The sequence below is a fragment of the Terrabacter sp. NPDC000476 genome, assembly GCF_040300125.1.
GTDB lineage: Bacteria > Actinomycetota > Actinomycetes > Actinomycetales > Dermatophilaceae > Terrabacter.
Genome location: NZ_JBEPDF010000002.1, coordinates 167748 through 185974 on the forward strand (window position 1 = coordinate 167748; position 18227 = coordinate 185974).

Consider the following 18227-nt stretch of genomic DNA (forward strand, 5'->3'; position numbering starts at 1 on the left):
ACCGTGGCTCGCATGCCACAGACGACCCAGGGGGTAGCTACGAACTCCGCCACCGACCCCAAGCCGCAGACCCGCGGTGCGCGCCACGAGGCCAAGCACGCGGCGAAGCCCGCCGGCCTCGACCGCTCGACGCGCAACATCTTCATCGCGCTCATGCTCGGCATGCTCGTCGCGTCGATCAGCCAGACGATCGTCGGACCCGCCATGCCGCGCATCGTCGCCGAGCTCGGCGGCATCGACCACTACTCGTGGCTCGCGACCGCCGCGATGCTCGTCAGCGCGATCACCGTGCCGATCGTCGGCAAGATGAGCGACCTCTACGGCCGCCGCGGCTTCTACCTCGGCGGGCTCGTGGTCTTCATGGCCGGCTCGATCCTCTCCGGCTTCGCGCAGAACTTCTGGTGGCTCATCGCCGCCCGCGCCATCCAGGGCGCCGGCATGGGCACGCTGATGCCGTTGTCGCAGACGATCATCGGCGACATCATCCCGCCGCGCCAGCGTGGCAAGTACCAGGGCCTCATGGGCGGCGTCTTCGGCCTTGCCTCGATCCTCGGACCGCTCGTCGGCGGCTTCGTCACCGACAACTGGGGCTGGCGCTACCTCTTCTTCATCACGCTGCCCGTCGGCGTCTTCGCCTTCTTCGGCATCAGCCGCTTCCTCCACCTCGAGCACACGCCGCGCGAGACCGTCGTCGACAAGGCCGGCATCGCCGCGCTGTCGATGACGCTCATCCTGCTGCTCGTCCCCACCTCGCTCGGTGGCACGACGCTCGACTGGGGCTCCCCCGCCATCATCGGCATGTACGTCGCCGGCGTCGTCATGCTCGGCGTCTTCATCTCCATCGAGCGCAAGGCCGTCGAGCCGGTGCTGCCGCTCCGGCTCTTCCGCAGCCCGCTCTTCACGCTCTCGAACATCGCGGCCTTCATGGTCTCGGTCATGATGTTCGGCGCGATGATCTACCTGCCGGTCTACGCGCAGGGCGTGCTCGGCGCGTCCGCCACCAACTCGGGCCTGATCCTCATGCCGATGTCGGTCGCCATGATCGGCCTGTCGATCATCTCCGGCCTCGTCATCACCAAGACCGGCCGCTACAAGCTGCAGACCATCGCGGGCATCCTCATCATGGGTGTCGGCTTCTGGCTGCTGACCCAGCTGCACTACGGCTCGAGCCAGGTCGACCTGACCCTGTCGATGATCGTCTTCGGCGTGGGGCTCGGCATGGCCCTGCAGGTCTTCACGCTCATCATCCAGAACTCCTCGCAGCGCAAGGACCTGGGCGTCGCCACGGCCTCGACCCAGTTCTTCCGCAACGTCGGCTCGACCGTAGGCACGGCCGTCTTCGGCACGATCATGACGAGCGGCCTCGCCGGCAACATCGCCTCGCACCTGCCGGCCTCGGTGGTCAAGCAGATGCAGGCCTCGGGCCAGGAGATCAGCGCCGGCTCGGTGCTCGACCCGTCGGCGCTGGCCACGCTGCCCCCGCAGGTCGCGACGGGTGTCCAGCAGGGTCTCGCCGACTCGCTCCACACCGTGTTCGTCTGGGGCCTCGTGCCCTTCGCGTTCGCCCTGCTCGCCGCGCTCTTCATCAAGGAGGTGCCGCTGCGCGACACCGTCCACACCCCCGACGAGGCAGGCATCGAGCTGCTCGACACGATGTCGCAGTCGGCCGTCGACGACGAGCTCAAGGTGCCGCTCGGCCGCGAGGCCGGCAACACCCGCACCCACGAGCGGCTGCTCGGCCTGCGGCTCGGGCTGCTCGCCGACTCCGCGCTCCGCGGTGACCGTCCGTTGCTGACCCGGGCCGTGACCCGGCTCGGCGAGGGTGACCTCGACGCCGGGGCAGCGCTGCTGCACCGCACCTCGCGGATGCTGACGACCGAGGACGCCACGCTCGCCGCGGAGACCGAGCGGTTCGCCGTCGAGGTGGCGGCGCGCGCCAAGGTGCCCGGCGGCATCCTCGACGAGGAGCTGAAGCGCGAGCTGACGACGGCCGTCGCCGAGCGCGACGCGGACACCGTCATGTCGACCCGCGAGCCCACGGTGGCCGAGCGGCACGAGGCCGTCGACATCCGCCTCCTCGCGGCCGTCGGCGACGACCTCACGGCCGCCTACCTCGTCGACCGGCAGAACGCGCGGGTCGTCGAGCAGGCGGAGGCCGCCATCCGCTGACCCGCCGTCGTCCCAACCGTCGAGAGGCCACTTCGCGTGGGTCTCGGTCGGTCGAAGGGCCAGGACTCGTCACGAGCTCTGGCCCTTCGACGTCGGCGCACCCGCAAGGGGTGGCCTCTCGACGGTTGGCGGGCCGTGGGTGGGGGGCCGGGCGTGGGGGCGGCGCGCAGGGGGCCGGGCGTGACGGCATACCGTGTCGGCATGACCAAGGTCGCCCTCGTCACCGGCGCGTCGTCCGGCATCGGAGAGTCCATCGCCGTCCACCTCGTCGAGTCGGGGTGGACCGTGTATGCCGTCGCCCGCCGGGTCGAGCGGATGGCGGGCCTCGCCGCGCGCGGGGTCACGACCTTCGCGATGGACGTCACCGACGACGCCTCGATGGTCGCCGGCATCGACCGGATCATCGAGGAGCAGGGCCAGATCGACGCCCTCGTCAACAACGCGGGCTACGGCTCCTACGGACCGGTCGAGCACGTGCCGATCGACGAGGCGCGCCGGCAGTTCGAGGTCAACGTCTTCGGCCTGGCGCGGCTGACCCAGCTCGTCACGCCGCACCTGCGCACGCGGCGGCGCGGACGGATCGTCAACATCTCCAGCATCGGCGGCAAGATCTACGAGCCGCTCGGTGCGTGGTACCACGCCACGAAGTTCGCCGTCGAGGGCTTGAGCGACAGCCTGCGCATCGAGCTCGCCCCCTTCGGCATCGACGTCGTCATCGTCGAGCCCGGGCCGATCGTCTCGGAGTGGAACGCCATCGCGCGAGAAAGCCTCGTCGAGCGGTCGGTGGGCACCGTCTACGAGGACGCGGCCCGGCGGATGGCCGTGCTCCTCGAACGCGTCGACAGCTCGCGGATGACCTCGGGGCCGGAGGCGGTGGCCGAGAAGGTGCTGACGGCCCTCGAGGCGACGAACCCGGCCGCGCGCTACCCCGCCGGACGTGGCGCCCGGGCCGCCGTGGTCGCCCGTCGACTGCTGCCCGACCGGGCGATGGACCTCGTCGTGCGTCAGGCGTTCACGAGCTGACCGAGCCGGCGCGCCGTCGCGACGAGGTCGCCGGCGGGCCCGGTCGGCCGACGCGGCTCACGCCACACCGCCCGCAGGCGCCGGGCCAGCACGAGGCCCTCGACGTCGACGACGCGCAGCGTTCCCGCCTCGACCTGCTCGCGCACGGCCAGGATGCTGACGACCGCGGGGCCCACGCCGGCGAGCACCGCCGCCCGCACGGCGGCGCCGCTCGACAGCTCGAGGAGCGGCTCGGGGCGCGCGAGGTCGCGCAGGGCGTCGTCGAGGGTGGTGCGGGTGCCGGAGCCCTGCTCTCGCACGACCAGGGCCGTGGCGGCCAGCTCCTCGGCCCGGAGCGGCCGCCGCCGACGCGCCCACGGGTGGTCGGGGGTCACGACGACGACGAGGCGGTCGTGGGCCACCGTCGCGCTGTGCAGCCCGCGCGGGACGCCCGGGGACTCGACGAAGCCGACGTGGCACCGGCCGGCGAGGACGAGCTCGACGACCTCGCTCGAGTTGTGCACCTGGAGCTGGATGCGCAGCTCGTCGTGCCGCCGGCGCAGCTCACCCAGCCAGCCCGGGACGAGGTGCTCGGCGATGGTCATGCTCGCACCGACCGACAGCTCCGAGCGGTGCTCCTCGCGCAACGCCTCGGCCGCGTCGAGCAGGTGGCCCGCGCCGGCGAGGACCTCGCGCGCCCAGTGCACGACGACGGTGCCCTGCGGGGTGAGCAGCGAACCACGCGGCCCCCGACGCAGCAGCGGCACGCCGAGCTCGGCCTCGAGCCGACGCACCGCACGGCTCGCGTTGGGCTGCGCCATGCCCTCGCGGCGGGCAGCCGCACCCAGGCTGCCGAGGTCGTCGACGCCGACGAGGACGGCCAGGACCGCGAGGTCGGGCCACGTGCGGGACATGCGCCGAGCATATGACTCGTCGCACCGGCATATCCGATCGATATGGATGAATGCGGAGGCGACGGCTACCGCGGTCCCGTGCCGCACGCGAGGCTGGGAGCATGGCCATCGCGCGCACGACACCCTGCACCTCTGCTCCGGAGCCCGGGGCAGCAGAACCGGCGGCGGCACCGGCTGCGGTGCCGGCTGCGGTGCCGGCTGCGGTGCCGGCGGCGCGGGGCGTGCAGGACGGGGCGCGCCGGGTCGCGCCCGGCCTGCTCGTCGCGGCCGCCGTGTCGGCACTCGCCCTCGGCGTGGCGCAGCTGCTGCCCTCGGTGAGCCCGCTGCTGCTCGCCATCGTGCTCGGCGCCGGGCTCGCGAACCTCGGCGCGCCCGGTGACCGTGTCGTCCCGCGCCTCGAGGCCGGTCTCGCGGTCGCGGCCCGTCGGCTGCTGCGGGTCGGCGTCGCCTTGCTCGGGCTCCAGCTCGCCCTGTCCGACGTGCTCGGCCTGGGCGCGGGCGTCATCGCCGTCGTCGTCACGGTGGTCGTGCTCGGCATCGTCGGCACCGTCGTGGCGGGCCGGCTCCTCGGGCTCAGCCGCACCCAGACGCTGCTCGTCGCCGGTGGGTTCTCGATCTGCGGGGCCGCGGCGGCGGCAGCGGTCGACGGGGTCGTCGACGCCGACGACGAGGAGCTCCTGACGGCCGTGGCGCTCGTCGTGCTCTTCGGCACGGCGATGATCCCGCTGCTGCCGATCCTCGCCGGGGCGCTCGGCCTCGACGCCACGCTGGCCGGGATGTGGGCCGGCGCCTCGATCCACGAGGTCGCCCAGGTCGTCGCGGCATCCGGGGTCATCGGCGGCGGGGCCCTGGCGGTCGCGGTCGTCGTCAAGCTCGGCCGGGTGCTGCTGCTGGCCCCGGTGCTCGCCGCGATCAGCGTGCACGAGCGTCGCGTCGCCCGCCGGCAGGTCGCCCAGCAGGGTGGGCCGCAGGGTGGGGCGCCGGGTGGGCCCGGTGCCGGCCGGCGTCAGCCGCCGCTCGTGCCGCTCTTCGTGGTCGGGTTCGTCGCGCTCGTGCTCGTGCGCACGACGGGGTTCGTGCCGCAGGGCGTGCTGACCGCGGCGCGGCTGTCCGAGACCGCCCTGCTGACGATGGCGATGTTCGCCCTCGGCACGGGCGTGCGCGTCGCCGCGTTGCGTCGCGTGGGCGCCCGCCCCTTCGTCCTCGCCGGGCTCGCCACTGCCTGGGTGTCGACCCTCGCCCTCGGCGGGATCCTCCTGACCACCTGACCCGCCGCCCCTACACCGTCGAGTGGCCAGTTCGTGCGGGTCCGAACACGTCGAGAGGCCAGTTCCCGTCACGAGAACTGGCCTCTCGAGCGCGCCACACCCGCAGGGAGTGGCCTCTCGACGGTTGAGGTGGTGGTCAGCCCCAGACGAGGGCCTGCGCGGGGTCGGCGAGGATCGCGGCCAGCTCGCTGAGGAAGCGGCTGCCGAGCTCGCCGTCGATGAGCCGGTGGTCGAAGCTGACCGCGAGCTGCGTGACGTGGCGGATCGCGATCTCGTCGTTGCCGTCGGCGTCGGTGACGACCCACGGCTGCTTGCGAATCGCACCGAAGCACACGATCGCCGACTCCCCCGGGTTGATGATCGGGGTGCCGCTGTCGACGCCGAAGACGCCGACGTTGGTGATCGTCATCGTGCCGCCCGACATCTCGGCGGGCTGCGTGCGTCCCTCGCGGGCCGTCGCCGTGAGCTGCCCGATGGCCTGGGCCAGCTCGAGCATCGTCAGGGCGTGGGCGTCCTTGATGTTCGGGACGATCAGGCCACGCGGGGTCGCCGCTGCGATGCCGAGGTTGACGTAGTTCTTCTGGACGATCTCCTGGTTGGCCTCGTCCCACGTCGCGTTCATGCCGGGGTTGCGCTTGACCGCGAGGACGAGCGCCCGGGCGAGCACGAGCAGCGGCGTGACCTTGACGTCCTTGAACTCGCGGCTGCCCTTGAGCCGGTCGACGAGCTCCATCGTCTTCGTGACGTCGACGGTGATCCACTCGGTGACGTGCGGCGCGGTGAACGCCGAGCCGACCATCGCTTGCGCGGTCATCTTGCGCACGCCCTTGATCGGGATGCGCTCCTCGCGCTCACCCGCACCGAACGGCATTCGGTATGCCGTCGCGGCCGGTGTAGCCGTCGAGTCCGCCTGCGCTGCAGCGCCGTTCACGGACGCACCACTCGCGTGGTTCGTCACGTCGTCACGCGTGATGACGCCGTCGGCGCCCGTCGGGGTGACGCTCGCGAGGTCGATGCCGAGGTCCTTGGCGAGCTTGCGCACGGGCGGCTTCGCCCGGGGGCGTCCACCCGCGGGCACGACGGACGGCGCGGCAGACGGCACGGCCGGCGCCGGCGACTCGACGCGGGGAGCGGGAGCGACCGGCTCGGCCACCGGGGCGGCCGCCGCGATCTGCTCGGTCTCGGTCGGGGCCGACGACGCGGCCGGAACGGCTGCCTGCCCCTTGCGGGGACGGCGTGCCGTCGCGCCGGCCTTGGCGCCGTAGCCGACGAGGATCGCCTCGGATCCCTCGGCCTTCTCGCCGGGGATCGAGGGCGCGACCGGGGCCTCCTCGCCGCCCAGGCCGTCGTCGACCGAGATGATCGGCGTGCCGACGTCGATGGTCTGGCCGACCTCGACGAGCAGCTCCTTGACAGTGCCGGCCCACGGGATCGGCAGCTCGACGAGCGACTTGGCGGTCTCGATCTCGAGCACCATGTCGTTGACCTTGACGGTGTCGCCGGGCGACACCTTCCACTCGACGATCTCGGCCTCGACGAGGCCCTCACCGGGGTCGGGCAGGTTGAACGTCTTGATGGCCATGTGTGGCAGCCCTTCTCAGTACGCGAGCGCGCGGTCGACGCCGTCGAGGATGCGGTCGAGGTCGGGGAGGAACTCCTCCTCCATCCGGCTCGGGGGGTAGGGGATGTTGGCCCCGTTGACGCGGATGACCGGGGCCTCGAGCTCGTAGAAGCACTGCTCGGTCACCTGCGCGGAGATCTCCGACGCCATGCCGAGGAAGCTGCTCGCCTCGTGGACGACGACGAGCCGGCCGGTCTTGCGCACCGACGCGACGATCGCGTCGATGGGCAGCGGGGAGAGCGAGCGCAGGTCGATGACCTCGATGCTCGTGCCCTCCGCCTCCGCCGCGGCGGCTGACTCGACCATCGTCTTGACGACGGGCCCGTAGCCCACGAGCGTCACGTCGGTGCCCTCGCGGATCACGTTGGCCTCGAAGAGCCCCCGCGGGGCCGACGTCGCCGACGTGTCGTACTCGGCACGGTCGTGGTAACGCCGCTTGGGCTCGAAGAAGATGACCGGGTCGTCGCACGCGACGGCCTGCCGGATCATCCAGTGGGCGTCCTCGGGGTTGCTGCACGCGACGACGCGCAGGCCCGCGGTGTGGGCGAAGTAGGCCTCGGGGCTCTCGGAGTGGTGCTCCGGACTGCCGATGCCGCCGCCGAACGGGATGCGGATGACCATGGGGATCTTCACGGCGCCGAGGGCACGAGCGTGCATCTTGGCGACCTGGCTGACGATCTGGTCGAAGGCCGGGTAGACGAAGCCGTCGAACTGGATCTCGCAGACGGGCCGGTAGCCGCGCAGCGCCATGCCGACCGCGGTGCCGACGATGCCGGACTCCGCGAGCGGGCTGTCGATGACGCGGTCCTCGCCGAAGTCCTTCTGCAGGCCCTCGGTGATGCGGAAGACGCCACCGAGCTTGCCGATGTCCTCACCGATGAGCACGACCTTGGGGTCGGCCTCCATGGCCTTGCGCAGGCCGTTGGTGATGCTCTTGCCGAGCGTGACCTTCTCGAGCTGGCCGGCCATCAGTTCGCCTCCTCGAAGCTCGCCTTGTAGGCGAGGTAGGCGGCGCGCTCCGCCTCCATGACGGGGTGGTCCTCGGCGTAGACGTGGTCCCACATCGTCGCGCCGGGCATCGTCTCCATCGTCACGCAGCCCTCGCGCAGCTCGGCGGCGAACCGGTCGGCCTCCTCGTCGACGGACGCGAAGAAGGCCTCGTCGGCCATCCCCTCGTGCGCGAGGAGGGTCTTGAGGCGCAGGATCGGGTCGCGGAACTTCCACTCCTCGACCTCGGCCGAGACGCGGTACTTCGTCGGGTCGTCGGCCGTCGTGTGCGCACCCATGCGGTACGTGTAGGCCTCGATGAGGAGCGGGCCGTTGCCGTTGCGCGCCTCGTCGAGACAGTGCTGCGTGACGGCATACGTCGCGAGGATGTCGTTGCCGTCGACGCGCACGCCCGGGAAGCCGAAGCCGCGCGCCCGCTGGAAGAGCGGGATGCGGGTCTGCTTCTCGACGGGCTCGGAGATGGCCCACTGGTTGTTCTGGCAGAAGAAGACGACCGGTGCGTCGAAGCTCGCCGCGTAGACGAACGCCTCGTTGACGTCGCCCTGCGAGGAGGCGCCGTCACCGAAGTAGCAGATCACCGCGGTGTCGCGGTCGGGGTCGCCGGTGCCGACGTTGCCGTCCATCCGCACGCCCATCGCGTAGCCCGTGGCGTGCAGCGCCTGGGCCCCGATGACGATCGTGTAGAGGTGGAAGTTGTTCTCCTGCGGGTCCCAGCCGCCCTGGCTGACGCCGCGGAAGAGCTGCAGCGAGCTCTGCGGGTCCATGCCGCGCACGAAGCCGACGCCGTGCTCGCGGTACGTGGGGAAGACGAAGTCGTGCGGCTTGAGCGCCCGACCCGATCCGACCTGCGCCGCCTCCTGGCCGAGCAGGCTCGGCCACAGGCCGAGCTCGCCCTGGCGCTGCAGGGCGTAGCCCTCGGCGTCCAGGCGGCGGATGAGGACGAGGTCGCGGTAGAAGCTGCGCAGGTCCTCGGGGGTCAGGTCCGCGACGTACTTGTCGTAGTCGGGGTGGGACACGCGCTGACCCTCGGGGGTCAGCAGCTGGATCATGTCCGGGCCACCGTCGCCGACCGCGGGGGTCGGCTCCTGCAGCTCGGCGACAACCTTGTCGCTCACTGGGGCTCCTTCGCCGGTGAGACCGGCCTACTCGTTCGGCCCGCGGACGGGGGTCACCCGCTCGTCGGCTTCTGGGGCGCAGGCCCGCCGTTCGTGACGACGGACACGTGCCTGGTCCTCGGACCGGAACTTACCGGAGAGGCCTGCGAATCTCACAATGCGGGACGCGGGCGCTTCCCGAAGCCGTCCCGCTCCCCGTCCGGCAACCGCCGTCTCCGTATGCCGTCGCCGTATGCCGTCCGCCACCACCGCGCCCGCCTCCCGACGCGCCCGCCCGGGTCAGCGGCGGCTGCCCCACGTCCACGGCGGGGTCGTGAGCAGGCCCTGGCCCTGCACGAAGGTCTCGCCGAGGTCCTTGACGAGGGTGACGCCGCGCGGCGCCGTGCCGAGGCCGGCGGGGCGGTCGTCGCCGTCGGGGTCGGCGTCGTCGGGCACCACCCCGAGCGCGCGGATCAACTGGTCGGAGTGCGAGACGACCATGACCTGGCTCCGCTCGCCCGCCGCCCGGACGAGCCGGGCGAGCGGCGCCAGCAGGTCGGGATGGAGCGAGGTCTCCGGCTCGTTGAGCACCACGAGCGGAGGCGGGTCCGGGGTCAGCAGGGCCGCGACGAGCAGCAGGTAGCGCAGGGTGCCGTCGGAGAGCTCGGCCCCGGAGAGGGGGCGCAGCATGCCGGGCTGGTGGAGGGCGACGTCGAAGCGTCCGGAGTCGACCGTGACGTCGAGGATCGCCCCGTCGAAGGCGTCGGCGACGGCCCGGTCGAGCTCGCGACCGCCCTGCTCGCGGATCGTCTGCAGCGCGGCCGCCAGGTCGCGGCCGTCGTCGGCGAGCACGGGCGTGCGCGTGCCGACCTGCGGCGTGCGCGCGGGTGCGTCGGCGTCGGCGCGGAACCCGTCGTAGAACCGCCAGGCCCGCATCGTGCGGCGCACCCGGAGCAGCTCCGGGGCGCGCTCTGGGTCGGCGAGCTCGGTGAGCATGCTCTCCCACGGCCGCAGCGACCGGGTCAGCTCGGTCCAACCCGCGCGCGCCCCTGCGCCGGCCTGCGCGCCGCGGGCCCCGCGGCTGCGAACGCCCTTCCCGTCGCCGGCATCCGGGGTGCCGGTGTCGCGGTAGGCCGCCCGAGACCCGGTGCGCGACCCCGGCGTCTCGGCGGGGTCGGACTCCCACTCGTCAGCGTCGCCGCCGCCGTCGCCCCAGGGCGAGTCCCATCCGTCGTCACCGGCCGGCGCACCGCGCGTCTCGACGACGCCCCAGCGGCGACGCACGAGGACGGAGCCGGGCCGCATGACCGGGCCGGCCCAGACGACCTCACGCTTGATCTCCGGGTCGCGCAGGAACGCGGACGCAGCGCCGGCCTCGGCGCCGGACGACTGCTGCGGCAGGCCGAGGTCGACGAGGTAGCCGAAGTCGTCGGAGGCGAAGCCGAGCCGGAGGCTGATCGGACCGCTGCGCCGGGTGCCCTGCACCGCGTGGCCGCGCTCGCGCGCGCCACCGAGCGTGGCGGGCCCCGCCCAGAGCGCCGACTGCAGGCCTCCCTCCCGCGCGAGCGCGCCCACGACGTCGCCGCGCCCGCACCCGGCGAGCAGACGCAGCGCGCGGTAGAGGCTCGACTTGCCGCTGCCGTTCGCGCCCGTGACGACGTCGAGGCCGTGCAGGGGCACGACCACGTCGCGCAGCGATCGGTAGCCGGACACGGCGACGGCGGTGAGCATGCGACGACCGTAGGTGCCCGCGCCGACACCGCCGCCGGATCAGGCGGCGGTCGGCCCCGGAGGCGTGGGTGCCGCGTCGGGCCCGCGACGTCGACGCACGAGCAGACCGAGCATGACGACGAGCGCCAGGCCCCAGAGTGCCACCACGGCCGGGGGCAGGGCGGCGACGACGGTCCGGCTGAAGACCGGTTGCCCGGCCACGGCCCACCACCCGACGTCGGTGTCGGTGGTCGCGAGGCTCACGACCAACGCCCCCAGCGCGACGGCGGCCAGCACGACGGCGACGGTGACGGCCGGAGCCACGCGATGCCGACGACCCGCGCGCAACCAGAGCACCCCGGCCGCAGCCGCTGCGAGCGCACAGGCCGCCAGGGTGACGAGCACCGCGGTCGAGCCCCGGCCCGAGACCTCGGCGAGGTCGCCCGTGACGCGCACCCGCCCCCACAGCCAGATGTCGACGGCCGGCACGAGCCCGCCTCCGGGCAGCTGGACCTCCATCCGCTGTGTCGGCCACACGAGCGCCGCGACGAGCAGGGCCGACCCCAGGGCGAGCAGGAGGGCGACGAGCCGCCGCACGTCAGTCGTCCCCGCCGGAGCCGCCGGAGCCGCCGGCGGACCAGGCGGGCAGCTGCTGGAGCGTCCAGCGGTTGCCGTCGGGGTCGCTGAAGCGGACGAAGCGCCCCCACGCCTGGTCGTCGACCTCGGAGGCGTCGATCCCGCGCGCGACGAGCTCGGCCCGGGCGGCGTCGGCGTCGGCCACGACGACCTGGAGGTTGTCGAGGCCACCGGGCAGCATCTGCGTCAGGCCCTTGCCGATGGCGATCGAGCACGCCGAGCCCGGCGGGGTCAGCTGCACGAACCGCACCTCGTCGCTGACGGCGTGGTCGTGGTCGGCGACGAAGCCGACCTGGTCGACGTAGAAGTCCTTCGCCCTGTCGACGTCCGTCACGGGGACCATCACCAGCTCGAGTCGCATCTCCATGGGCAGACCCTAGGACCGCGGCGCCGCCGGAGGGCCCGGATCAGGCGGTGGATCCGAGAAGCCGACCGCCGGGCGCGTCCCGCCCTCGTCGCCGCCCGCGCCCGGGACCTCGCGCAGCGTGGCCCGCGGTCGCGGGGGTGCGGGCACCGCGCCGGCGCCTCCGGCCGGCGTCCGGACGACGCCCACGCGGGCCTGGGTGGTCCGCGCGGTCAGGCGCCGCACCCCCACGACGGCTGCGGACGTGGCCCCCGGCAGGAGCAGCGGCACGACGAGCAGGCCGAGCGCCACGAGCAGCAGCGCCACCGCCACCACCTCGAGCCATCCCGCGGTCGTCGTCACCGAGACGAGACCGGGCTGCAGCCCGATCGTCCGGTCGTCGAAGGAGACCCGCTGCACGACCGACGACCCGACGGTCCCCACGGCGGTTCCGAGCCCGACCCCCGCGCAGACCTCGCCACGCCGTCCCGGAACGACGAGCCACGTGACGAGGCCGACAGCCGCGACCACGAGGACCGCCACGAGGAGGACGAGACGGGCCACCGGCTGGGGACCCGGGTCGTCGGCGAGCACGAGGCCGTGGGTGACGTAGTGGACGACGTCGCGGCCCCACGACCAGAGCCACTGCTCCGAGCCCCGGGTGAAGTCACCGACCTCGGGCACCCGCAGCGCCAGGATCTTCGTGGGCCACACGGTCGTCGTGGCAGCCAGGGCGACCCCGACGAGGCCGGTCGCGGCACCGCCGACGCGCAGGGCACGCGCCACCCCGTCGGGCAGCGCGGAAGCGCGGCGGGCTGCCTCGGTCATCGTGGCGGTCGGAACCGGCCGGAGTCGGCGCCGGGATCCTGACGGGTGCCACCGGCCTGCCCGTCCCGCCCGGCGTCCGGGCCGGCGTCGGAGAAGCCGACGCCCGACGGTGACCCGCCCCAGCGCGTCGCGGCAGGCTGTCCACCACCGTGGCCGGAGCCGGGTGCGACGTCGCGGATCCTCGCGATGCCGACGCGGGGCGTCTCTCGCGCGGGCAGGTCTCCCGCACCGGGCTCCTCGGCAGCCGCCCCTCGACGCGAGAGCCGCCGCACGCGGGTCACCCCGGACCGCACGACCGCGGCGAGCGGCCGCAGCACGACGAGGAGGGTCGCGACGACGAGGAGCACGGCCGCCACCACCTCGAGGACGCCTGCGGGTCGGGTCTCGAGGGCGAACTGGCCCTGGCCGAAGAAGCCGAAGATCGTGTCGCCGAGCCGACGGGCGGTGCTCCCGACGAGCTGGGACGCGGCCCAGGCGAGTCCGGCCGCACCGAGGACCCTCCCCTCCGTGCCGGGATGGAAGGCGTAGGCCGCGGCACCGGCGAGTCCAGCGGCGAGGGCGAGGACGAGGACGACGAGGCCGCCCACGTTGCCGATGGTGACGGCGTCCTCGAGCCCAGGGGTCGTGTCGGCGACGCGTCCCCAGCTCCAGTACGACTGCTCGAAGTCCGGCACGGTGAACGAGCCGGCATCCCCCGCCGGGTTGTTGGTGATGGCCTGGGTCGGCAGCACGACGGTCGGGACCGCGGCCAGCACCCCAGCCAGGCCCACGAGGGCGCCCACGAGCCGCCCCGGCACCACCTTCCCCCTCACGTCCGTCACGAGCGTCCCCCTGTCCTGCCGGGCGGGCCCGACGTCGGCGTGCGGTCCGACGAGTCTGCCGCGCCGGCCCGCGTCTCGTCGAACGACACGGGCGGCGTCGTCAGGTGCTCACCCGCGGGCCGGAGCCCGGCGACGCCGGCACGGGCACCGGCGGGGCCGGCATCGGTTTCGGGCGCCGCGTTCGGCCCGGACGTCGCGCCCAGCCCGGGCGGCGTGCGCCCGGGGTCGAGCACGGTGGCCGTCACGAGGAGGGCGAGGGCCACGACGAGGACGACCGCGGCCGCGCTCTCGAGCGACCCCGCGGAGGTCATGTCGGTCCGGACCGTGAGACCGGCCGCGCCGCGGTCCACCTCGTTCAGGGAGCGCCCGATCCGCGCCGACACGGTCGTCAGCACGCGGCCGGCGAGCAGGCCGACGGCGACGAGCGCGACGGCCTGGCTCCACGACGAGCGGCGCACCGCCCAGGCGGCGACTCCGACGACCGCTGCGGCGAGGACCAGGAGAAGGACGGTGAGGCCGACCGGGTTCCACTGGTCGCTCAGCTCGACGCCCTCGAGCCCGGTCAGCCGCACCCGACCCCAGCTCCACTCCCACTGGCGCGAGAGCAGCGAGCCGTGCTCGCGGTCGGCCACGGCCATCTCCCACGTGGGCGACGCGACCGACGGCACGACGAGGAGGACGCCGAGCAGCGCGGCACCCGCGGCCGGCCGGCGACCGGCGAGCGTGTGACGCGCCGTGCCCATCCGCGACCTCCGTCAGCGGGCGCCGAAGCGCTGGGCCACCTCGACGAGCCGTGAGTTGGCCTCGACCTCGCCGATCGTGACGCGCACCCCGTCGTCGCCGTACTGGCGAACCATGAGGCCGGCCTCCTGGCACGCCTGCGAGAACGCGGTGGAGTCGGCGCCGAGCGGGAACCACACGAAGTTCGCGTCCGACCGGGGCAGCGTCCACCCCTGGTCGGTGAGGGCCTGCACGACCCGGTCGCGCTCGGCCACGAGCGACTCGACCCGCTCGGTCAGCTCGTCGACCGCGTCGAGCGAGGCGATGGCAGCCACCTGGGCGAGCGAGTTGACGCCGAAGGGCGTCGCCGTCTTGCGCAGGGCGGCGGCGACGGGCGGGTGCGCGACGGCATACCCCACGCGCAGCCCCGCGAGCCCGTACGCCTTGGAGAAGGTGCGCAGCACGACGACGTTGGGGCGCTCGCGCCAGACCTCGAGGCCGCGCACGGCCTCGGGGTCGCGGACGAACTCGACGTACGCCTCGTCGACGACCACGACGACGTCCTTGGGCACGCGGTCGAGGAAGGCCTCGAGCTCGGCCTGGTGCACGCACGGCCCGGTCGGGTTGTTCGGCGTGCAGACGAGCACGACGCGGGTGCGGTCGGTGATCGCCGCGAGCATGGCGTCGAGCCGGTGCCGGGCCCGGTCGTCGAGGCCCACCATGACCGGCTCGGCCCCGGCGAGCTGGGTGACGATGGGGTAGGCCTCGAAGGAGCGCCAGGCGAAGACGACCTCGTCGCCGGCGTCGCACGCGGCATCGATGATCTGCCCGAGCACGGCGACCGACCCGGTGCCCGTCGCGATGCACTCGGCGGGCACGTCGAGCGCTTCCGCGAGTCGCTCCGTCAGCGCAGTCACGGCCATGTCGGGGTAGCGGTTGACCGTGGTCGCGCCGTCGCCGATCGCCGCCAGCACCGAGGGCAGCGGACCGTACGGGTTCTCGTTGGAGCTGAGCTTGTACGCCGTCACGCCCGCGGGCGCCACGGCAGCCTTGCCCGGCTTGTAGTCGGGCATCTGCGCGAGCACCGCGCGCAGGCGCACGGTGGACTCCGGCGCGGCATACGCCTCCCGCGGGGGCGCGCTCTCGGTGACGCGCTCGCTCGGGCTCTCGGCGGTGTCGACGGTCTCGCTCATACTCGAACTGTAGAGGCAGTGTCCACGGGGACGACCGCCCCATGGACGCTTGCCTGACGCCGCGGCCCCGGTGTGGTTAGGCTCACACCGTCGTGTCAGCGCCGCCTCGACATCCTGCTCGCCCACTCTCCCGAAAGTCAGACCATGCGCATCGGCATCCTCACCGGGGGCGGAGACTGTCCCGGCCTCAACGCCGTCATCCGCGGCGCCACCCGCGCCGCCGAGGTGACCTACGACAGCACCGTCATCGGCTTCCGCAACGCGTGGCGCGGCGTCATGGACAACGACTACGAGATCCTCGACGTCGACCGCTGCCGTGGCATCCTGCCGCTCGGCGGCACGATCCTCGGGACGAGCCGCGACCAGCCCTTCGCGCACGAGGACGGGTTGAAGCGGGTGCGCAAGGCCTACGACCGCCACGGGCTCGACGCCATCATCGGCATCGGCGGCGAGGGCTCGATGGGCGTCGTCAACCGGCTCCACGAGAACGGCTTCCCCGTCATCGGCGTGCCGAAGACCATCGACAACGACATCTCCCTCACCGAGATGACGTTCGGCTTCCAGACCGCCGTGCAGATCTGCACCGACGCGATCGACCGGCTCCACACGACCGCCGAGTCGCACCACCGCGTGCTCGTCGTCGAGGTGATGGGTCGGCACGTCGGGCACATCGCCATCTGGTCGGGCCTGGCCGGCGGCGCGGCGATCACGCTCGTGCCGGAGGAGCCCTTCGACATCGACGAGGTGTGCGAGCGGATCGTCCACCGGCACAAGAAGGGCCGCTTCGCGACCATCGTCGTCGTCGCCGAGGGCGCGCTGCCCAAGGCCGGCACCATCGACATCCCCGCACCCGAGGTGGACAAGTACGGCCACCAGATCCTCGGCGGCATCGGCTCGATCCTCGCCCGCGAGATCCAGGGTCGCACCGGCATCGAGAGCCGCATGACGGCGCTCGGCCACATCCAGCGCGGCGGGTCACCCGTCGCGTTCGACCGCGTGCTCGGCACCCGCTTCGGCGTCTCCGCCGTCGAGGCCGCCCTCGACGGCGCCTGGGGCCAGATGGTCGCGCTGCAGCGCGGGCGCATCGAGCGCGTGCCCGTGGCCGAGGCGGTCGGCTCGCTCAAGATGGTCGAGCCCGACCTGCTGCGCCTCAACGCGATGTTCCAGCCGCGGATCCCCGGCGACGAGCACCCCGGGCTTCCCGACGGCGTGCCCGAGGCCGTGGAACACTGAGCGCATGCTCCTCAACTTCGCGCTGCAGACGGTCATCAACGCCGTGGCCCTGTGGGTGGCGGCCTGGGCGCTCCCCGGCATCTCGTTCGGGGAGGGCCGCACGGGCAACATCTTCTGGACGGTCGTCCTCGTCGCGCTGATCTTCGGGATCGTCAACGCCTTCATCCGGCCGGTCGCCAAGCTCCTGTCGATGCCGTTCATCATCCTGACGCTCGGCCTCTTCGTCTTCATCGTCAACGCGCTGATGCTCGAGCTGACCTCGTGGCTGGCCGGCAAGCTCGACCTCGCCTTCCACGTCGACCACTTCTTCTGGGACGCCGTCTTCGGCGCCCTCATCGTCACGTTCGTCTCGATGATCCTCAGCTTCGTCAAGTCCGACTGACCTCTCCCGCACACCGCCGTGCCGGCGATCGCACGCCGGCCGGGGTGTCGGTGAGGAGGCTGTCGGCGGGTGCGCCTACCGTCGAGTCATGCGGTTGCTCCACACCTCCGACTGGCACCTCGGGCGCACGCTCCACGGCGTGAACCTGCACGAGGCGCAGACGGCCGTGCTCGAGCGCCTCTGCGAGCTGGTCGAGGACCCGCCCGACGGCGTGCCCGTCGACGCCGTGCTCGTCGCGGGAGACGTCTACGACCGCGGCGTGCCGCCCGTGGAGTCGGTCCAGCTCTTCGAGTGGACGCTCTCGCGGCTCGCGGCGGTCACCACCGTCGTCGTGACGTCGGGCAACCACGACTCGGCCATCCGGCTGGGCTACGGCTCGGCCCTCTTCCGCGACCGCATCCGCATGGTCACCGACCTCGGCCGGCTCGACCTGCCGCTCCTGCTCGAGGGCAGCGACGGCGTGCGGGCCGCGGTCTACGGCATCCCCTACCTCGACCCCGACCACGCCCGGGTCGCGCTGTCCGGTGGTGGCGAGCCGCTGCCGCGCTCGCACCAGGCCGTCGTTGGGGCGGCGTGCGACCGCATCCGGGCCGACCTCGCCGGGCGGCCGGGCGTGCGCTCGGTCGTGCTCGCCCACGCGTTCGTCGCCGGCGCCGAGCCGAGCGACTCGGAGCGCTCGATCATGGTCGGCGGCGTCGACCGCGTCGCGGGCACGGTGTTCCGCGGCATCGACTACGCGGCCCTCGGCCACCTGCACGGGCCGCAGGCGCCCGAGTCGGCCGATGGGTCGGTCGTGCGCTACTCGGGCTCGCCGCTGCGCTACTCCTTCTCGGAGCAGGAGCACCAGAAGGTCGTGCTGCTCGTCGACCTCGACGCGACGGGGCCGGCCCGCGTCACGCCCGTCGAGGTCGTGCAGCCCCGGGCCATGGCCACCCTGCGCGGTCGCCTCGACGAGCTGCTCGAGGCGCCGGAGCACGCCGCGGCGGAGGAGGCGTGGGTGCGGGTGACCGTCACCGACCGGGTGCGCCCCGACTCGCTCATGGACCGGCTCCGGTCCCGCTTCCCCCACGCCCTGCAGGTCTTCCACGAGCCGGCGGGCGCCGTCGACCGCGGCCGCGGCGGCACCACCGTGGTCAGCGAGCGCGACCCCCGCGAGCTCGGCTCCGACTTCATCGCCTACGTGACCAAGACCGAGGCGAGCGGCGGCGAGGTCGACGTCTTCGAGGCCGGCTACGAGGCGGCCGTGGCCGCCCAGCACCGGGCCGAGGCGCAGGAGGCGAGCTGA

17 protein-coding genes are annotated in these 18227 nt (G+C 73.3%); 6 read left to right on the forward strand and 11 right to left on the reverse strand.

The features are described from left to right. The first annotated feature begins 3 nt into the window (after nt 1-3). Together ABT295_RS13220 and ABT295_RS13225 are read left to right on the forward strand one after the other, a co-directional pair. Nucleotides 4-2169 carry an MDR family MFS transporter gene (locus ABT295_RS13220; protein ID WP_502991148.1) on the forward strand — a complete coding sequence of 722 codons (2166 nt, stop codon included), beginning with the start codon at nt 4-6 and terminating at the stop codon, nt 2167-2169. A 201-nt stretch (nt 2170-2370) separates the two neighbouring features. Further along, nucleotides 2371-3192 carry an oxidoreductase gene (locus tag ABT295_RS13225; RefSeq protein WP_352394871.1) on the forward strand — a complete coding sequence of 274 codons (822 nt, stop codon included), beginning with the start codon at nt 2371-2373 and terminating at the stop codon, nt 3190-3192. Here the strand turns inward: ABT295_RS13225 and ABT295_RS13230 are convergent. Beyond that, complete coding sequence (locus ABT295_RS13230) at nt 3174-4085, reverse strand: LysR family transcriptional regulator (RefSeq protein WP_352394872.1); 912 nt, start codon at nt 4083-4085, stop codon at nt 3174-3176. The two genes, ABT295_RS13225 and ABT295_RS13230, sit on opposite strands and share 19 nt — an antisense overlap. A 101-nt stretch (nt 4086-4186) precedes the next feature. Between ABT295_RS13230 and ABT295_RS13235 the strand changes: the two genes are divergently transcribed. Further along, nucleotides 4187-5353, forward strand: coding sequence for a YeiH family protein (locus ABT295_RS13235; protein WP_352394873.1), 1167 nt, complete (start codon nt 4187-4189; stop codon nt 5351-5353). A 136-nt stretch (nt 5354-5489) separates the two neighbouring features. Here the strand turns inward: ABT295_RS13235 and ABT295_RS13240 are convergent, their stop codons facing one another. From ABT295_RS13240 to hisC, 10 genes are all read right to left on the reverse strand, one after another. Beyond that, on the reverse strand, nt 5490-6935 hold the full coding sequence (locus ABT295_RS13240) for a dihydrolipoamide acetyltransferase family protein (RefSeq protein WP_352394874.1): 1446 nt from the start codon (nt 6933-6935) through the stop codon (nt 5490-5492). 15 nt (nt 6936-6950) lie between these two features. Beyond that, nucleotides 6951-7943 (reverse strand): alpha-ketoacid dehydrogenase subunit beta, encoded by a 993-nt coding sequence (locus ABT295_RS13245; protein ID WP_352394875.1) that lies wholly within the window; start codon nt 7941-7943, stop codon nt 6951-6953. Then, nucleotides 7943-9097 (reverse strand): pyruvate dehydrogenase (acetyl-transferring) E1 component subunit alpha, encoded by a 1155-nt coding sequence (gene pdhA / locus ABT295_RS13250; protein ID WP_352394876.1) that lies wholly within the window; start codon nt 9095-9097, stop codon nt 7943-7945. The genes ABT295_RS13245 and pdhA overlap by 1 nt, the downstream gene beginning before the upstream one ends. Before the next feature lie 279 nt (nt 9098-9376). Further along, nucleotides 9377-10807 carry an AAA family ATPase gene (locus tag ABT295_RS13255; RefSeq protein ID WP_352394877.1) on the reverse strand — a complete coding sequence of 477 codons (1431 nt, stop codon included), beginning with the start codon at nt 10805-10807 and terminating at the stop codon, nt 9377-9379. A gap of 39 nt (nt 10808-10846) precedes the next feature. Next, nucleotides 10847-11383 carry a hypothetical protein gene (locus ABT295_RS13260; RefSeq protein ID WP_352394878.1) on the reverse strand — a complete coding sequence of 179 codons (537 nt, stop codon included), beginning with the start codon at nt 11381-11383 and terminating at the stop codon, nt 10847-10849. A 1-nt stretch (nt 11384) separates the two neighbouring features. Continuing rightward, on the reverse strand, nt 11385-11789 hold the full coding sequence (locus ABT295_RS13265; RefSeq protein WP_352394879.1) for a glyoxalase superfamily protein: 405 nt from the start codon (nt 11787-11789) through the stop codon (nt 11385-11387). Nucleotides 11790-11798: 9 nt separating this feature from the next. Then, a complete protein-coding gene (locus ABT295_RS13270; protein ID WP_352394880.1) occupies nt 11799-12593 on the reverse strand; it encodes a hypothetical protein in 795 nt (264 codons plus the stop codon). Next, complete coding sequence (locus ABT295_RS13275) at nt 12590-13414, reverse strand: hypothetical protein (protein WP_352394881.1); 825 nt, start codon at nt 13412-13414, stop codon at nt 12590-12592. The genes ABT295_RS13270 and ABT295_RS13275 overlap by 4 nt, the downstream gene beginning before the upstream one ends. Continuing rightward, nucleotides 13411-14157 (reverse strand): hypothetical protein, encoded by a 747-nt coding sequence (locus tag ABT295_RS13280; protein ID WP_352394882.1) that lies wholly within the window; start codon nt 14155-14157, stop codon nt 13411-13413. The genes ABT295_RS13275 and ABT295_RS13280 overlap by 4 nt, the downstream gene beginning before the upstream one ends. A gap of 12 nt (nt 14158-14169) precedes the next feature. After that, nucleotides 14170-15327, reverse strand: a complete 1158-nt coding sequence (gene hisC / locus ABT295_RS13285) for a histidinol-phosphate transaminase (protein ID WP_352394883.1) — start codon at nt 15325-15327, stop codon at nt 14170-14172. A gap of 144 nt (nt 15328-15471) precedes the next feature. On the opposite strand from hisC, the gene ABT295_RS13290 reads away from it, so the two are divergent. The 3 genes from ABT295_RS13290 (at nt 15472) to ABT295_RS13300 (ending at nt 18227) form a co-directional block, all read left to right on the forward strand. Continuing rightward, complete coding sequence (locus tag ABT295_RS13290) at nt 15472-16560, forward strand: 6-phosphofructokinase (RefSeq protein ID WP_352394884.1); 1089 nt, start codon at nt 15472-15474, stop codon at nt 16558-16560. A 4-nt stretch (nt 16561-16564) separates the two neighbouring features. Next, the gene (locus ABT295_RS13295; protein WP_352394885.1) at nt 16565-16942 is read left to right on the forward strand and encodes a phage holin family protein; all 378 of its coding nucleotides are present in this window, start codon (nt 16565-16567) and stop codon (nt 16940-16942) included. An 88-nt stretch (nt 16943-17030) separates the two neighbouring features. Continuing rightward, the gene (locus ABT295_RS13300) at nt 17031-18227 is read left to right on the forward strand and encodes an exonuclease SbcCD subunit D (protein WP_352394886.1); all 1197 of its coding nucleotides are present in this window, start codon (nt 17031-17033) and stop codon (nt 18225-18227) included.

Bases quoted from the DNA above. Each gene is read 5' to 3' on its own strand.
- ABT295_RS13230 (WP_352394872.1), bottom strand. From the start codon at position 4,085: ATGTCCCGCACGTGGCCCGACCTCGCGGTCCTGGCCGTCCTCGTCGGC.
- hisC (WP_352394883.1), bottom strand. From the start codon at position 15,327: ATGAGCGAGACCGTCGACACCGCCGAGAGCCCGAGCGAGCGCGTCACC.
- ABT295_RS13280 (WP_352394882.1), bottom strand. From the start codon at position 14,157: ATGGGCACGGCGCGTCACACGCTCGCCGGTCGCCGGCCGGCCGCGGGT.
- ABT295_RS13300 (WP_352394886.1), top strand. From the start codon at position 17,031: ATGCGGTTGCTCCACACCTCCGACTGGCACCTCGGGCGCACGCTCCAC.
- ABT295_RS13270 (WP_352394880.1), bottom strand. From the start codon at position 12,593: ATGACCGAGGCAGCCCGCCGCGCTTCCGCGCTGCCCGACGGGGTGGCG.
- ABT295_RS13295 (WP_352394885.1), top strand. From the start codon at position 16,565: ATGCTCCTCAACTTCGCGCTGCAGACGGTCATCAACGCCGTGGCCCTG.
- ABT295_RS13245 (WP_352394875.1), bottom strand. From the start codon at position 7,943: ATGGCCGGCCAGCTCGAGAAGGTCACGCTCGGCAAGAGCATCACCAAC.
- ABT295_RS13225 (WP_352394871.1), top strand. From the start codon at position 2,371: ATGACCAAGGTCGCCCTCGTCACCGGCGCGTCGTCCGGCATCGGAGAG.
- ABT295_RS13235 (WP_352394873.1), top strand. From the start codon at position 4,187: ATGGCCATCGCGCGCACGACACCCTGCACCTCTGCTCCGGAGCCCGGG.
- ABT295_RS13240 (WP_352394874.1), bottom strand. From the start codon at position 6,935: ATGGCCATCAAGACGTTCAACCTGCCCGACCCCGGTGAGGGCCTCGTC.
- ABT295_RS13255 (WP_352394877.1), bottom strand. From the start codon at position 10,807: ATGCTCACCGCCGTCGCCGTGTCCGGCTACCGATCGCTGCGCGACGTG.
- ABT295_RS13265 (WP_352394879.1), bottom strand. From the start codon at position 11,789: ATGGAGATGCGACTCGAGCTGGTGATGGTCCCCGTGACGGACGTCGAC.
- ABT295_RS13290 (WP_352394884.1), top strand. From the start codon at position 15,472: ATGCGCATCGGCATCCTCACCGGGGGCGGAGACTGTCCCGGCCTCAAC.